The sequence below is a fragment of the Lacinutrix sp. C3R15 genome (assembly GCF_018860825.1).
GTDB lineage: Bacteria > Bacteroidota > Bacteroidia > Flavobacteriales > Flavobacteriaceae > Oceanihabitans.
Genome location: NZ_JAHKPZ010000015.1, coordinates 43,107 through 58,318, shown reverse-complemented (window position 1 = coordinate 58,318; position 15,212 = coordinate 43,107). Strand labels below are relative to the sequence as shown.

Here is a 15,212-nt window from a genome sequence, read left to right as displayed (position 1 = left end):
TAGAACTAGAATACGATTATTTATAATAATTTTACGCTATGCTTCGTGAAATAATATCTAATGAAATCTTTACTATATTACTATTGCTATGCTTAGCTATAGTTGCTACTGCAAAAATATTATTTACAAAACGATTTCATGACTTTACTAACCTATTAAGTAATTTTAGATATTTAAAAGTATACGCTAGAGATTTAAAAGTTATAGATGGTTTTAACATTTTACTCTTTATCAACTTATTAATTTCCGCTAGTATTTTCAGCGTATTTTTATACGAAAGCTTTGTTGGTGAAATAGTAGATATACCTACTTTTTTAATAAAAACTATTATAGGAATTGCTATAATCATTCTAGCAAAAACATCTACAGAGCATCTTTTAGGCAATTTATTTAATATAGATACTACTATAGATTTTTATGTTTTTCAAAAAATGAGTTATAAAAATTTTATAGGTTTATTATTGATTCCTATAAATTTTATATTATTGTTTAGCATAGTGCCCACACCACTTATATTGCAAATTCTTTTAATTGTTTTTGTGTTAATTAATTGTATTAGCATTATTACTTCTTATAAGACCTATCAAAGTTTAATAAAAGCCAATTTATTTTATTTTATTTTGTATCTTTGCACACTTGAAATTTCACCTTATCTAGTATTATATAAGTTGTTTATAGACTACAGTTAGGGTTTTAAATTTAGCTATTATATGAAAGTCAAAACCATTTTAGTATCTCAACCAGAACCTAAAATAGAAAACTCACCTTATTTTGATTTGCAAGAAAAGCAAAAAGTAAAAATTGATTTTCGCCCTTTTATTCACGTAGAAGGGGTTCCTGCAAAAGAAATAAGACTACAAAAAGTAGATTTAAGCAAGTATACTGCAATCATTTTAACGAGTAGAAATGCTGTAGACCATTTTTTTAGAGTTGCAGAAGAAATGCGTTTTAAAGTACCAGATACTTTAAAATACTTCTGCCAATCTGAAGCCGTTGCCTACTATCTACAAAAATATGTAGTATACCGAAAGCGTAAAATTTATGTTGGTAAAAGAACTTTTGCTGAGTTATCGCCAACTATTAAAAAATATAAAGACGAAACTTTTTTATTACCAACTACAGATAAACTAAAACCTGAGGTTCCTACCATACTTGACGGTTTAGGTGTTAATTGGAAACAAGCTGTTTTTTACAAAACAGTAATTAGTGACCTATCTGATTTAGCAAATGTATACTATGATATTTTAGTATTTTTCAGCCCTTCTGGAATAGACTCTTTATTTCACAATTTCCCAGATTTTAAACAAAATAACACTAGAATAGCTGTTTTTGGCAATACTACTATTAAAGCGGTTGAAGCACATGGATTACGTGTAGATATTGCTGCACCAACACCAGAAACACCTTCAATGACTATGGCTTTAGAAAAGTACATAAACAAAATAAATAAAGGAAAATAGTTTTTAAACTATACAAATAAAAAAAGCGCAACATAGTTGCGCTTTTTTTTGTTAGTTATTTTAATTGTTTTACTGAATCAGTATTTTTTTAGTTTGTGATTTACCATCTGCTAATATTCTTGCTAAATACACTCCAGGAGCCATAGCACTAACATCTATTGTATTTTCACCAAACTGCATTTGCTCTTTTAACACCAACTTACCTGTTATATCATAAACTTGAATCTTCGATTCTTGTAAACTAGACATAACATAAATACTGTTTTTAGCAGGATTAGGGTAAATATTAAAAGTAAACTCCGTTTCATTAGCTACAGAAAGTGTAGAACAACCTGCTTCATCATTCACAAAAACACCGCTATCCTTTAACCAAGAAGTTAAATAGGTGGCATCTTTATCATCAACAAAGATACATTCAAGACTTCCGTTAAAACGCGAATCAAATGATGTTACATTAGCGTTATTACCATTACGCATATCTAATGATGTTAAACTAGTTTGACGTACATCAACTATTGTTATACTCGGATTTCCAGATAAATCTACAGTACCAACTGGAGAACCAGGAATTCTAAATTCACTTAAAGTAGCGTTTGTTCCAGTTACAATATTACTTAATGAAGTACTTCCTTCAGTATTTAATAATGTTAAACTTGTATTAGCAGAAACATCTAAACTAGTTACTGCTGAGTTATAGGTAATAACCAAACCTGTAATACCTGTTAATGCTTCAATACCAGTAAAATCATCAATCGCATTGTAAGGTGCTGTTCCTCCTAAATTTAAAGTACCAGTAACCGAGGCTGCTTCACTATCTAATATATAACCATCTAATGGTCCATCAATAGTAGTATATGTGATTAGAAACTGTTCAAAATCCGCATTAGGCACAGCCGTTGACTGTGCCTGGGTTTTCATCTGCATGGCTATAACAATAGCCACAAAAAGTAGTGTTTTTTTCATAATTAATAGCTTTATAAATTTATACTTATAAAGTTAAACTATTATTAAAAATCCTACAAGGCAGTTCAACAAATATAACTGTATTTCAACTAGTTAAGACGGCGTATTTGGTGCTCCATCCATAATTTCCTGGTTTGCAAACTCTTCAAATTGCTTAAAATTGGTTCTAAATGAATTTGATAACTTATAAGCCGTTTTGTAATAACCTTCATCATCATTCCAAGTAGATCTCGGACTTAAAACTTCTGTAGGTACATTAGGACAGGTTCTAGGTTGGTTTAATCCAAACACAGAATGTATGTGATAATTATCTTTATTAGCAGCCTCTAAACTACCATCCATAGCAGCAGTAATCATAGCTCTAGTATATTTTAATTTCATTCTAGAACCAACGCCATAAGGTCCACCAGTCCAACCTGTATTCACCAACCAAACATTTACTCCTGCATCTTTCATTTTCTGACTTAGCATTTCGGCATATTTTGTTGGGTGTAAAGGCATAAAAGGCGCTCCAAAACAAGCAGAAAAACTTGGTAAAGGCTCATCTATTCCGTCTTCCGTTCCTGCTACTTTAGCAGTATAACCAGAAATAAAATGGTACGCTGCTTGACCAGGAGTTAATTTAGAAATTGGAGGCAATACACCAAAAGCATCTGCTGTTAAGAAAAATATATTTTTTGGGTTTTTACCAATAGAAGGTACTCTAATATTATCAATGTGATAAATTGGGTAACTCACTCTGGTATTTTGAGTAATAGAAGTATCTGCAAAATCTACCTCTCCCTTATCATTCATTATTACATTTTCTAAAATAGCTCCTTTTTTAATAGCTGCATAAATCTCTGGTTCTTGTTCTTTAGATAGGTTAATTACTTTAGCGTAACAACCACCTTCAAAATTAAAAACAGTGTTTTCTGCTGTCCAACCATGTTCATCATCACCTATTAAACTTCTTTCAGGATCTGTAGATAAAGTTGTTTTTCCTGTTCCAGAAAGTCCAAAGAAAATAGCAGTATCTCCATCTTTACCAACATTTGCACTACAATGCATTGGTAAGGTATTTTTAAATACAGGAAGTATAAAATTTAAGGCAGAAAATATTCCTTTTTTAATTTCACCAGTATAACCAGTACCACCAATTAAAATAATTTTTCTTGTAAAGTCTAATATAGCAAAGTTATGTTGACGTGTACCATCTACTTCTGGGTCTGCCATAAAACCTGGAGCATTTACAATAGTCCATTCTGGTGTAAAATCCTTTAACTCTTCTTCTGTAGGACGTAAAAACATATTATACGCAAACATGTTAGTCCAAGGATGTTCATTAATTACTCTAATATTTAATTTGTAATCTACATCTGCACAAGCATAGCTATCTCTAACAAAAACTTCTTTGTTAGATAAATAGTCTGTTACTTTATTATATAGTTTTTCAAATTTTTCAGAATCAAAAGGAATATTTATATTTCCCCACCATACTTTATCTTTAGTTATATCGTCTTTAACAATAAACCTATCTTTTGGCGACCTACCTGTAAACTCTCCCGTATTAACAGCTAATGCTCCAGAAGAAGAGGTTACACCTTGTTTTTTTTCAACAGTAATTTCGTGAAGTTTTTCTGGTGAAAGTTGATAATTAATTTTTGCATTTTTGATTCCATATTTTTCTAACGAAATCGATTTCGTTAATTGAGTATGATTAACCATATTTTTATGTGTTGTTTAAGCCACAAAATTAAAATTTTATTTGGAAGTAGCCATCTAAAATTTTAAATATCGTCATTTATTTTAAAAAAACTTACCAACAAGAACAACCAAGCAGCTATTAATAAAAGTCCTCCTAACGGCGTAATCAGGGCTATTTTAGTAAAGTTCACACTAGATAGTACATTAGTAGATAACCCATAAATAGAACCAGAAAAAAACAAAACACCAACAACTATAAGTATATAAATGGTCTTTTTATACTGAATCGTTTTTTTACCCATAGTCCCTAAAATTAAAAGTAAAATAGCGTGATACATTTGGTAACGTACACCGGTTTCAAAAGACTGTAATGAGGCTTCAGAAATTAAAGATTTTAAACCATGAGCTGCAAAAGCCCCTAGCATAATTGCTATTATTCCAAAAACAGACCCAGTAATTAATAATTTTTTATCCATAAAATTAAGTTTTTCATATAATTTACACTTAGTATTTATTACATTCGTAATTACAAAATTACTCAACAAATCTCATTATGCGAAAGATTTTAGTCATTGGTTCTGGAAAATCATCTTCTTACCTTATAAAATATTTACTAGATAAATCTACAACAGAAAATTTATTAATTATTGTTGGAGACATCAGTTTTACACACGCCAAAAACTTAATTGGTGATCATGAAAACGCACAAGCCATTTTATTAGATGTTTTTGATAAACACTCTCGTCAAGAGGCTATACAAAACGCAGATATTGTAGTCTCTATGTTACCTGCAAGATTTCATATAGAAGTAGCTAAAGACTGTATAACCTTTAATAAAAACATGGTGACAGCTTCTTACATTAGCCCAGAAATGCAAACGCTAGACAAAGCTGCAAAAGACAAAGGCCTCATTTTTATGAATGAAATTGGTGTTGACCCTGGTATTGACCACATGAGTGCTATGCAAGTTATAGACAAAATAAGAGCTAAAGGAGGAGAAATGATTTTATTTGAATCTTTTACAGGCGGACTAGTAGCACCAGAAAGCGATAACAACCTATGGAACTATAAATTTACCTGGAACCCAAGAAACGTTGTACTTGCAGGACAAGGTGGTGCTGGTAAATTTTTACAAGAAAACACCTATAAATACATACCTTACAACAGACTCTTTAGGCGTACCGAATTTTTAGAAGTAGAAGGTTATGGTAAATTTGAAGCATACGCAAACAGAGACTCCCTTAAATACCAAAGCGTTTATGGCTTAGATAAAATTAAAACACTATACAGAGGTACTATTAGACGTGTAGGTTTTTCTAGAGCATGGAACGTTTTTGTACAATTAGGCATGACCGATGATAGCTACACTATAGAAGACAGTGAAAATATGAGCTATCGCGATTTTGTAAACGCTTTTTTACCTTACAGCCCAACAGATTCTGTAGAACTTAAATTTAGACACGCATTAAAAATAGACCAAGACGACGTAGTTTGGGATAAGTTTTTAGAACTAGACCTTTTTAGCAAATCTAAAATGGTCGAATTAAAAAAAGCCACTCCAGCACAAATTTTGCAAAAAATATTAATGGATAGCTGGGTACTAGACCCAGAAGACAAAGACATGATTGTTATGTACCATAAATTTGGCTACCAGTTAAATGGTAAAACACACCAAATAGATGCAACCATGGTTACCATTGGCGAAGACCAAACCTATACTGCAATGGCAAAAACAGTAGGCCTACCAGTAGCAATTGCAACCCTTGCCATACTAAACGAAAAAATAACAACTCCTGGCGTACAAATGCCAATTAACAAAGAGGTTTACGATCCTATTTTAAAAGAACTAGAAGAAAACGGAATTATCTTTAACGAAACAGAAGTACCTTATCTAGGTTACAACCCCTTACACGTATAAAAGCATGATGGCGTTTCCCAACTTAGCCTTTTTGGCCTAAGTTGGGTCAGGCTTTCACTACTCGCTCTCTGCGAGGAGCTCAAACAAACCGTTCAATCCTTAACGCAGTTTATAGTTTCAATTTAAAACCAATGTATTACTTTTATGTTTCTAAATGAAACAGAATAGATTTCAGCCTAAGCAGAAATAAAAAAGATTCTCGCTTTTACGGGAAATAAATATGAAAAACATAAACAACAACATACAAATAGATGGTATAGACAAAAAAATACTTCGCGCCTTAATGGAAGATGCAAGAACACCAATTCTTGAAATAGCAAGAGGTGTTGGTATTTCTGGTGCAGCCATACACCAACGACTGCGTAAACTAGAAAAATCTGGTTTAATAGCAGGTTCTAAATTTGTAATAAACCCTAAAGTATTAGGCTATACTACTATGGCTTATATTGGTATTTATCTAGACAAAGCCATGAGTAATCCAGAAGCTGTAAAACAATTAAAACGCATTCCAGAAGTTTTAGAGTGCCATTACACCACAGGAAACTGGAGTATTTTCATAAAAATTCTCTGTAAAGACAACGAGCACCTCATGCATGTTTTAAACAAAGACATTCAATCTATTGAAGGCGTATCTAGAACAGAAACCTTTATTTCTTTAGACCAACAAATTGACCGACAAATAAAGATATAAAAAAAGCTCCTAAATTTCTTTAGGAGCTTTCTTTTAAAAGGTATTATGAATTAACTATTCCTTAATAACACGTATGGTTTTGGTTACATTACCAATAGTTACTTTAACAAAATAAGCACCATGTTGTAAAGTAGACATATCTAAAACACTGTTCATTGTATTAGGTTTTTCAAGTATAACTTCTTGACCTAACATGATATAAACAGACAACCCATTAATGCTATTCTACTCTTTAATAGTTAAACTACTAGTTACAGGATTAGGATAATACGAAAACATATGTTTAGTGTCCATATCTAAAATGGATAAAGTTCCATTTACAGAGAATTTAAATTCACCTTCAACTCTTCTAGATGTTCCAGATGCTACTCCATCACTCCACACTCTAACATAATAAGTTCCTGCATCCAGACTACCTAATGCTAAAGTTTCTCCTGATGCATTACCTGTATAACAAGCAATAGTGTTTACATCTAAGAAATTACACATTGGTGCAGGATAAACAGCTACACTAGCTTCAGTAGAATTACCTAGAACTGATGTTAAAACGGTTAAACCATTATATATATGTACCATCTAAAGTAAAAGCATAGGCACATCTGCATGAAATTGCTAACTATCACAAAAAGTGTCGTCATCCTCTCCTGTAAATTGGTCTGATACACCTGCTGTTGTTCCTGTTACTGCAGCCGCATTAACAACTAAAGTTTCTGGATTAGAGCAGTCATCGTTAGTAGGTATAGAAATAATGTTGTCGATACAAGTTATTGTCATCGTAAAGTCTGCATTTTCCGAATAAGTCCCATCAAATGTTGCATATCCTTAATATAAAACCAAGTAGAAATACGTGTTTTCATCTATTAATATGGTTTTGTTAAAAATTACTAGTAGCTTTAAAGTCTATTAATCAACATACCTTAAATTATGAGTTCAAATTCTAAATCAATACCTATAAAGATAGCTAAAGAAAGGGTTAAAAAATGGCAGTTAGAAAATAGTAATAAAAACGTAAATGACGATTTAATACATGCGAAAGCTTTTTTAATATCTGCAAATGACCTTATTGACTGTTTAATAGAAATGGAGGTTTTAAAAGATAAATCTTGTATCAACACTTCACTTGTAGCTAATGCTAGTGTAAGAGCATACATGGCTATTGATAGAGCTAAAGGCAAAATTGCAAGCGCAGATACAGAAAGATTAGTATTAGTATCTACTGTAAAAGAAGTAGTAAATAATAAAATAATTCATAGAGATATTATAGAAGGATACACCCTTAAAAACCCACCTCCTTATAAATTGGTAGGCACTGGCACTTTTGATTTTACAAAACCCTGCCCTAGTAATTGTGATACAGAAAGCCCTTTATATAATCCTTAAAAAAGGTCATGAATTTAATTGACGATGTGTTACATAAACTAAGTTTAATTTTACTTATTACAAACTCTGTTTTATTTACTTATAGCTCCTTCAAGCTAAAAATTAAAGCTATTAAATATTTTGCTATTTATTTAGTAATTGTTTTTTTTGTTTTAACTTCTAGTATTTTAATTATTTCGTTTTATAAAGAGTTACATATCAAACAAAACAATTTATTTCTATCTCACTTCTATTTTATTTTTCAGTTTGTCTTTCTTAGTTTATTTTACAGAGAATTATTTACTACCAAACAAAAAAATTGGGTAAACTTAACTTTTATACTTGTTGCTTTCGTTTTAGGCGTTCAGTACATTAACAACATATCATTATTTTATAAATTTAACTTATTAGAAATCCTTATTACCTCTTTTCCTCTAGTTATATATTCCATTATTCATTTGTATAATTCTTTAGGAAAAACAGGAAAATACATGTACATAAATGCTGCTATTTTAATTTACCTATCGGTTAGTACACTTATTTTTATATTAGGAAATTTAATTAACACAGTTGACAAATCATTATCTATTAATGTATGGCTACTAAATAAAGTACTTTATGTTGGCTATTTAACAGTAATTTTAATAGAATGGAAAAAGAGTTTATGGAAAACGAAAAACTAATAATACAAGCTTTAGTATACGGTATTATCTTTTTAGTTTTAATCACTACTGGATTAATTCTATTCTTTCATTACTCCAGGCAAAAAATAGTGCAAAAAGAACTTGAAAAAGCAGCGATGAAGATAGAGAATCAGCAAAAAATATTACAAACATCAATAGCTATTCAAGAAGCAGAACGCAAACGTATTGCGCAAGATTTACATGATGCTATTAGCTCTAAACTTAACATTGTTAGCTTATCTACTAATGTACTTTTAACAGATAAATCTATTAATGAAAAACAAAAGGCTTCGTTAAATCAAATACTTGAAATTACTACAACAACACTAGAGAGTTCAAGAAAAATTGCGCATGATTTAATGCCTCCTATTTTAGATGAATTTGGACTTAAAGTAGCTTTAGAAGAATTATTTGATGATTTTTCGGCAAATACCACATTAGAAATTGAACATAATATTGAAAACTTAAGTAAGCTTTCTAGAACCAATCAATTACATGTATTTAGAATAATTCAGGAATTAATGAATAATTCATTAAGACACGGAAAAGCTAATGAATTAGCAATATACATGGAGCAAAACCAAACAGGTTTTAAAATACGTTATCAAGACAATGGTATTGGTTTTAATGTTAAAGAAGTTTATAAAAAAAAGGGAATAGGTTTGCAAAACATAAATAGTCGTGTTAAAATTTTAAATGGAAACCTTAAAATGGAAAGCACAAAAAACAATGGAAGCTTATTTATAATACAATGCAAATATCATGAGCAAAATTAATATAGTATTAGCAGATGACGAACAATTATTTCTTCAGGGACTAAAAGCAATTTTAGGTAACGAAGAAAACATTAACATTCTATTTACCGCTCAAGATGGAGAGGATTTAGTACAACAATTACGCGAAGCGAAAACCCTACCTAAAATTGTAGTAACAGATCTTAAAATGCCCAATTTAAATGGTGTGGAAGTCACTAAAATAATTCATAAAGAGTTTCCAAATATAAAAGTAATAGCCCTTACCAGTTATTTTAGCAAACCTTTTATTTTAAATATGATTTCTATTGGTGCTGTTGCCTATTTGGCCAAGAATAGCACACCTGCTTTAATGATTAAAACTATTGAAGAGGTTTATGAAAAAGGCTTTTATTATGATGAAAAAATAATGCAATATGTGCATGAAAGTATTACAAATCCTAAAGATAAAAACACAAAATCTACATTTGACACGAACTATTTCACCAAACGAGAAATTGAAGTTCTAGAACTAATTTGTAAACAATTTACAACTAATGAAATTGGCGAAAAACTTTTTATTAGCCCAAGAACTGTTGAAGGGTATCGTAATAATTTACTTCTTAAAACAGAAGCAAAAAATGTAGCAGGTTTGGTTATATATGCACTAAAAAACAAACTAGTTTCTTTAGACAACAATAGCTTATAAAAAAAGCTCCTTAAAAAGGAGCTTTTTTTATAATTATGTATTTATGACTTAATCTCTTGACATAAAAATACTTAATATATACCAGAATAAAAGCATTAAAGATGCAAACAAGCCTAAAGCTGCAGGTATATAATCATCTTCTGTATATTTATTTACCAAGTTAGACGTTTGGTATAATATAGATCCACCTGCTAATAAGCACATGCCTACAGAAAACCACAAACCTAAGTTAAACCCAAATAGTGTTCCTGCTATAATTAATCCTATTGCAATAAAAAAGCCAATAGTTAATCCTGTCTTTAAAAAAGAAAAATCTTTTTTTGTTAAAAAAACTACAGCAGATAACCCAGAAAACAAGGCTAAGGTTACTATAGCTGCTTGATTTAATAATGCTAAACCAGAATCTGTATAATACATGGCTATATAAATCATTGGCACAAAAATAAATGCTTCTGCTAAAATATAAAGTCCGTACGCTAAATATTGTTTAGGCTTGTCTTGTGTTTTTAATGCTAAATTTTCGGCATAATTAGTTGCTAGCATAAAACCCCCTAACATTAACAGCCATTTAAAACCTTCGGTTAAGGATAAAGCAAAGTTTACAATAGTTTCGCTTTGTAACAATAAAAATTCAAAAAGTATAAATACTAAAACACCACCTGCTACATGTGCATAGGTTCTTTTGTAAAATGTAACACGATCTATTTGTTCTAATGTACCTATCAGCACTTTAGGTTCTTCCTCTTGAAAAGGGTTTACGTTTGCGTTTTCCATGAATATTGTTTTTTGATGCTGAAAAATAACCAAAAAAGAGACACTAAAATAAATTAATGCCTCTTTTTTCTTACTTAATATGTTTTTAACCTTAATCTCTTCCGCCAAATACTTGAAGCGCCCAATATAACAAAGATGCTAAAGCACCAATTGCAGCAACTAAATAAGTTCTAGCTGCCCATTTTAAAGCATCTTCAGAACCTGCGTACTCTTCTGGAGTCACCATATTTTTATTTTTTAACCATGCTAGTGCTCTATTACTTGCATCATATTCTACAGGTAAGGTGATAAAGCTAAATAAGGTAGCAAAACCCATAAACACTAAACCTGCAACTGCAACCCAATATCCTAAGCCTATTCCTGCTGCACCACTAAGTATTAAACCACCAATAACTAACCATTGTGACATACCAGAAGTAACACTCACAATAGGTACTAATGCAGAACGCATACCTAAAGCACTATAGGCTTTTGCATGTTGTACTGCATGACCACACTCATGTGCTGCAACAGCAGCAGCTGCTGCATTTGCATGACTATATACAGACTCACTTAAATTTACTGTTTTATTTTTTGGATTGTAATGGTCTGTTAATTGTCCTGGAGTAGAAATAACGGCAACATCATAAATACCATTATCTGCTAACATTTTTTCAGCAATTTCTCTACCAGTCATACCATTACGTAAATGTACCTGAGAGTATTTTTTAAATTTTTGTTTTAATTGATTACTTACCAACCAACTTACAAGCGCTATGGCTCCTATTAATATATAATATCCAATCATTCTTTTTTATTTTAGTTTTATAAATGTACCATATATATAGCAAAAAATAAGCCAAAAAATAGTTAAGAAATTTTGTCAGTTTTTATTATTTAACAGCATAACAATCACTTTGTTTTAATCTTGCTTATGTATTACCTTAACTACTAAATTGTTTTCAAAAACAACTACTAGTCTTTCTTTTTTTGGTTCAAAAAAACTTGGTGGTTTTCCTAAAGAATACATCAAATGCTCTTTTCCTTCTAAAGTAGAAGGAATTGCTTCTCCTAATAATAAGAATACAGCGTTCTTTGTTTTACCCAATAATATCTCACTTTCAATGATATCATCTACCATTTTATAGCGTGTTAAGGGTTGACTTTGCCATTGTTCTGGATTAAAACGTTCTTCAAAAAGCCAGATTAAGGATGTACTTAATACAAAAGCTAAAAAGAAGAATAAACCAATTTTATCATTTCTTTTTAGCTTTATATACATCTATTTATCCTACTATATTTACAATTTTACCAGGAACTACAATTACTTTTTTAGGGGTTCTACCATCTAATTGTGCAATTGTTTTTTCGTGTGCCATCACGGTTTTTTCAATTTCTTCTTTACTCATATCCATTGGTAACTCTAAGGTAAAACGCATTTTACCATTAAAAGAAATTGGATAGTTTTTAGAACTTTCTACCAAATGACTTGCTTCAAATTTTGGAAAAGGTGCTGTAGCTATAGAACCTTCATTTTCTAATTGGCTGTATAATTCTTCTGCAATATGTGGTGCATAAGGAGAAATTAAAACCAATAAAGGTTCTAACACCTCTTTACTAGTACATTTTTGCGTAGTAAGCTCATTAACAGCAATCATAAAAGTAGAAACCGAAGTATTAAAAGAAAAATTCTCGATATCTTCTTCTACTTTTTTTATGGTTTTATGCAGTGTTTTAAGGTTGTCTTTTGTTGGTGCAGTATCTGTAACGTTTAAACCATTTTCACCAACATATAGTTTCCATAATTTTTTCAAGAAACCGTGTACTCCTGTAATACCAGCAGTATTCCAAGGTTTTGCTTGCTCTAAAGGACCTAAAAACATTTCGTATAAACGTAAACTGTCTGCACCATATTGAGCACAAATGGCATCTGGATTTACCACGTTGTATTTAGATTTAGACATCTTTTCGACTTCGCGACCTACTTTATAAACACCATCTTCTAGAATGAATTCTGCATCTTTAAAGTCTTCACCAAACTCTCCATCGTTTTTTAACCCTTCGATATCTAATTCATCTGAAGCGTTAACATATTGCACTTTTACATGAATAGGTAATACTTTTTTTCCTTTTGTTAATCCTTGAGATAAATACGTATTTGTTCCATCTTCACGATACACAAAAGCACTAGTCCCAAGAATCATTCCTTGGTTAATTAGCTTTTTAAAAGGTTCTTCTACATTAACAAAGCCTCTATCTTTTAAAAATTTCACCCAAAAACGAGAGTATAATAAATGACCTGTTGCATGCTCGCTTCCTCCAATATACAAATCAACGTTTTCCCAATAGTTAAGTGCGTCTTTGCCTGCAAAATCCTCTCCTCTTTTGTTTTTTTCTTCCATATAACTAAAGAAATACCATGAGCTTCCTGCCCAACCTGGCATGGTGTTTAGCTCAAGAGGATGTATTGTTTTATTATCTATTTTATTATTGCTCACTACTGTATTTGTAGTAGTATCCCAAGCCCAAACATCTGCACGACCTAAAGGTGGCTCACCTGTTTCGGTTGGTAAATACTTTTCAACTTCTGGCAACGTAATTGGTAAATGTGCTTTATCAATCATTTGTGGCATGCCGTTTACGTAATATACAGGAAATGGTTCTCCCCAATAACGTTGTCTAGAGAATACTGCATCACGCAATCTGTAGTTTGTTTTTCCTTCTCCTTGGCCTAATTGCTCTAATTCATAAATAGCACGTTTAGAAGCTTTTTTGTAGTTCATTCCGTTTAAGAAATCACTGTTTGCAATCTTTACATTATCTTTTGAAGCATATGCTTCTTCAGAAATATCTACACCTTCAAAAATATTAGGAATAGCAATATTAAAATGTTTTGCAAAGTCATAATCACGTTGGTCACCACAAGGAACAGCCATTACAGCTCCTGTTCCATAACCTGCTAGCACATAATCTCCAATCCAGATAGGAATTGGTTCTTTACTAAAAGGGTGTTCTGCATAAGCGCCAGTAAACACACCAGAGATGGTTTTTACATCTGCCATACGCTCGCGTTCACTACGTTTAGCTGTTGCCTGAATATAAGCGTCTACTGCTTCTTTTTGTTCTGGAGTTGTTATTTTTTGTACCAATTCATGTTCTGGAGCAAGTGTCATAAAACTTACACCAAAAATAGTATCTGGTCTTGTGGTAAAAACAGCAATAACTTCGTCATGATCATTTACATTAAAAGTAACAGATGCTCCAACCGATTTGCCAATCCAGTTACGTTGGCTTTCTTTAAGAGAGTCCGTCCAATCAATAGTATCTAAACCTTGCAGTAAACGTTCTGCATAAGCAGAAATACGCATGCTCCATTGTGTCATTTTTTTACGTACAACAGGATGCCCTCCACGTTCAGAAACTCCGTTTACAATTTCATCATTTGCCAAAACGGTTCCTAAGGCAGGACACCAGTTTACTTCGGTTTCTGCTAAATAGGTTAGTCTGTATTTAAGTAGAATTTCTTCTTGTTCTTTTTGGGTAAAACTATTCCATGCTGCTGCAGAAAACACCTCAATATTATCATCACATGCTACATTAACATTTTCATTTCCTTCGGCTTCAAAAACAGAAATCAATTCGCTTATATGCTTTGATTTATTATCGTTATTGCAATAATACGATTCAAAAAGCTGAATAAATATCCATTGCGTCCATTTGTAATATTCAGGATTTGATGTACGTACCTCACGAGACCAATCAAAAGAAAATCCTATTTGATCTAACTGACGTCTGTAGGTTTTTATATTGGTTTCTGTGGTAATAGCAGGATGCTGTCCCGTTTGAATAGCATACTGTTCTGCAGGCAAACCAAAACTATCATATCCTTGAGGGTGCAATACATTAAACCCTTTATGGCGTTTGTAACGTGCATAAATATCACTTGCTATATAACCTAATGGATGCCCAACATGCAATCCTGCTCCTGAAGGATAAGGAAACATATCTAAAACATAATATTTTGGTTTATCACTATGGTTAGAGGCTTTAAACGTTTGGTTTTCTGCCCAATATTTTTGCCATTTGGCTTCTATGTCGTTAAAATGGTATTGCATTTTTGTGTTTTATCTCTTAATAAAGGCACAAATTTAAACTTATTATAACAGTATTAAAAGTTTAAACGTTATAATCATAGAAGTAAACAAAATGGCTTTTTAAATATTAATTTCAGTTGCCACTATATTAGATTTTGGCTATCA

Annotated in this window: 18 protein-coding genes; 8 read left to right on the top strand and 10 right to left on the bottom strand. The window is 31.5% G+C overall.

Features of this window, described 5'->3' with window-relative positions:
• The first annotated feature begins 38 nt into the window (after positions 1 to 38).
• Together KO494_RS05775 and KO494_RS05770 are read left to right on the top strand one after the other, a co-directional pair.
• Entirely contained in the window at positions 39 to 689 is a 651-nt protein-coding gene (locus tag KO494_RS05775) for a DUF4271 domain-containing protein (RefSeq protein WP_215966655.1), read from the top strand.
• A 21-nt stretch (positions 690 to 710) separates the two neighbouring features.
• Positions 711 to 1,460, top strand: coding sequence for a uroporphyrinogen-III synthase (locus KO494_RS05770; protein WP_215966654.1), 750 nt, complete (start codon positions 711 to 713; stop codon positions 1,458 to 1,460).
• Positions 1,461 to 1,529: 69 nt separating this feature from the next.
• On the opposite strand, the gene KO494_RS05765 is transcribed toward KO494_RS05770, so the two are convergent.
• The 3 genes from KO494_RS05765 to KO494_RS05755 form a co-directional block, all read right to left on the bottom strand.
• Positions 1,530 to 2,423, bottom strand: a complete 894-nt coding sequence (locus KO494_RS05765) for a T9SS type A sorting domain-containing protein (RefSeq protein ID WP_215966653.1) — start codon at positions 2,421 to 2,423, stop codon at positions 1,530 to 1,532.
• 93 nt (positions 2,424 to 2,516) lie between these two features.
• Positions 2,517 to 4,130 carry a phosphoenolpyruvate carboxykinase (ATP) gene (pckA, locus tag KO494_RS05760; RefSeq protein WP_215966652.1) on the bottom strand — a complete coding sequence of 538 codons (1,614 nt, stop codon included), beginning with the start codon at positions 4,128 to 4,130 and terminating at the stop codon, positions 2,517 to 2,519.
• A gap of 62 nt (positions 4,131 to 4,192) precedes the next feature.
• The gene (locus tag KO494_RS05755; protein ID WP_215966651.1) at positions 4,193 to 4,585 is read right to left on the bottom strand and encodes a DUF423 domain-containing protein; all 393 of its coding nucleotides are present in this window, start codon (positions 4,583 to 4,585) and stop codon (positions 4,193 to 4,195) included.
• 77 nt (positions 4,586 to 4,662) lie between these two features.
• Between KO494_RS05755 and KO494_RS05750 the strand changes: the two genes are divergently transcribed.
• Together KO494_RS05750 and KO494_RS05745 are read left to right on the top strand one after the other, a co-directional pair.
• Positions 4,663 to 6,027, top strand: coding sequence for a saccharopine dehydrogenase family protein (locus KO494_RS05750; protein ID WP_215966650.1), 1,365 nt, complete (start codon positions 4,663 to 4,665; stop codon positions 6,025 to 6,027).
• 220 nt (positions 6,028 to 6,247) lie between these two features.
• On the top strand, positions 6,248 to 6,718 hold the full coding sequence (locus KO494_RS05745) for an Lrp/AsnC ligand binding domain-containing protein (protein ID WP_215966649.1): 471 nt from the start codon (positions 6,248 to 6,250) through the stop codon (positions 6,716 to 6,718).
• A gap of 54 nt (positions 6,719 to 6,772) precedes the next feature.
• Here KO494_RS05745 and KO494_RS05740 read toward each other — a convergent pair whose 3' ends face one another.
• From KO494_RS05740 to KO494_RS05730, 3 genes are read right to left on the bottom strand one after another with little or no spacing between them, the layout of a single operon-like run.
• The gene (locus KO494_RS05740) at positions 6,773 to 6,928 is read right to left on the bottom strand and encodes a T9SS type A sorting domain-containing protein (protein ID WP_256447829.1); all 156 of its coding nucleotides are present in this window, start codon (positions 6,926 to 6,928) and stop codon (positions 6,773 to 6,775) included.
• Positions 6,929 to 6,943: 15 nt separating this feature from the next.
• Positions 6,944 to 7,294 carry a hypothetical protein gene (locus tag KO494_RS05735; RefSeq protein ID WP_215966647.1) on the bottom strand — a complete coding sequence of 117 codons (351 nt, stop codon included), beginning with the start codon at positions 7,292 to 7,294 and terminating at the stop codon, positions 6,944 to 6,946.
• A gap of 36 nt (positions 7,295 to 7,330) precedes the next feature.
• Positions 7,331 to 7,492: a hypothetical protein gene (locus KO494_RS05730; protein ID WP_215966646.1), complete on the bottom strand. Its 162-nt coding sequence runs from the start codon at positions 7,490 to 7,492 to the stop codon at positions 7,331 to 7,333.
• 150 nt (positions 7,493 to 7,642) lie between these two features.
• Between KO494_RS05730 and KO494_RS05725 the strand changes: the two genes are divergently transcribed.
• Genes KO494_RS05725 through KO494_RS05710 form a run of 4 tightly spaced genes read left to right on the top strand, consistent with a single transcriptional unit; the run spans position 7,643 to position 10,200 of the window.
• Positions 7,643 to 8,098 carry a hypothetical protein gene (locus tag KO494_RS05725; protein WP_215966645.1) on the top strand — a complete coding sequence of 152 codons (456 nt, stop codon included), beginning with the start codon at positions 7,643 to 7,645 and terminating at the stop codon, positions 8,096 to 8,098.
• Between the two features lie 8 nt (positions 8,099 to 8,106).
• Positions 8,107 to 8,760 (top strand): hypothetical protein, encoded by a 654-nt coding sequence (locus KO494_RS05720; RefSeq protein ID WP_215966644.1) that lies wholly within the window; start codon positions 8,107 to 8,109, stop codon positions 8,758 to 8,760.
• Positions 8,727 to 9,536: a sensor histidine kinase gene (locus tag KO494_RS05715; protein ID WP_252730332.1), complete on the top strand. Its 810-nt coding sequence runs from the start codon at positions 8,727 to 8,729 to the stop codon at positions 9,534 to 9,536. The genes KO494_RS05720 and KO494_RS05715 overlap by 34 nt, the downstream gene beginning before the upstream one ends.
• Positions 9,523 to 10,200, top strand: coding sequence for a response regulator transcription factor (locus KO494_RS05710; RefSeq protein ID WP_252730331.1), 678 nt, complete (start codon positions 9,523 to 9,525; stop codon positions 10,198 to 10,200). Before KO494_RS05715 ends, KO494_RS05710 begins: the two co-directional genes overlap by 14 nt.
• A gap of 48 nt (positions 10,201 to 10,248) precedes the next feature.
• On the opposite strand, the gene KO494_RS05705 is transcribed toward KO494_RS05710, so the two are convergent.
• The 4 genes from KO494_RS05705 to leuS form a co-directional block, all read right to left on the bottom strand.
• Complete coding sequence (locus KO494_RS05705; protein ID WP_215966643.1) at positions 10,249 to 10,974, bottom strand: Bax inhibitor-1 family protein; 726 nt, start codon at positions 10,972 to 10,974, stop codon at positions 10,249 to 10,251.
• A gap of 91 nt (positions 10,975 to 11,065) precedes the next feature.
• Positions 11,066 to 11,761, bottom strand: a complete 696-nt coding sequence (locus tag KO494_RS05700) for a zinc metallopeptidase (protein WP_215966642.1) — start codon at positions 11,759 to 11,761, stop codon at positions 11,066 to 11,068.
• Positions 11,762 to 11,875: 114 nt separating this feature from the next.
• The gene (locus tag KO494_RS05695) at positions 11,876 to 12,235 is read right to left on the bottom strand and encodes a hypothetical protein (protein WP_215966641.1); all 360 of its coding nucleotides are present in this window, start codon (positions 12,233 to 12,235) and stop codon (positions 11,876 to 11,878) included.
• Positions 12,236 to 12,239: 4 nt separating this feature from the next.
• A complete protein-coding gene (gene leuS / locus KO494_RS05690; protein WP_215966640.1) occupies positions 12,240 to 15,068 on the bottom strand; it encodes a leucine--tRNA ligase in 2,829 nt (942 codons plus the stop codon).
• Between the last annotated feature and the right edge of the window lie 144 nt (positions 15,069 to 15,212).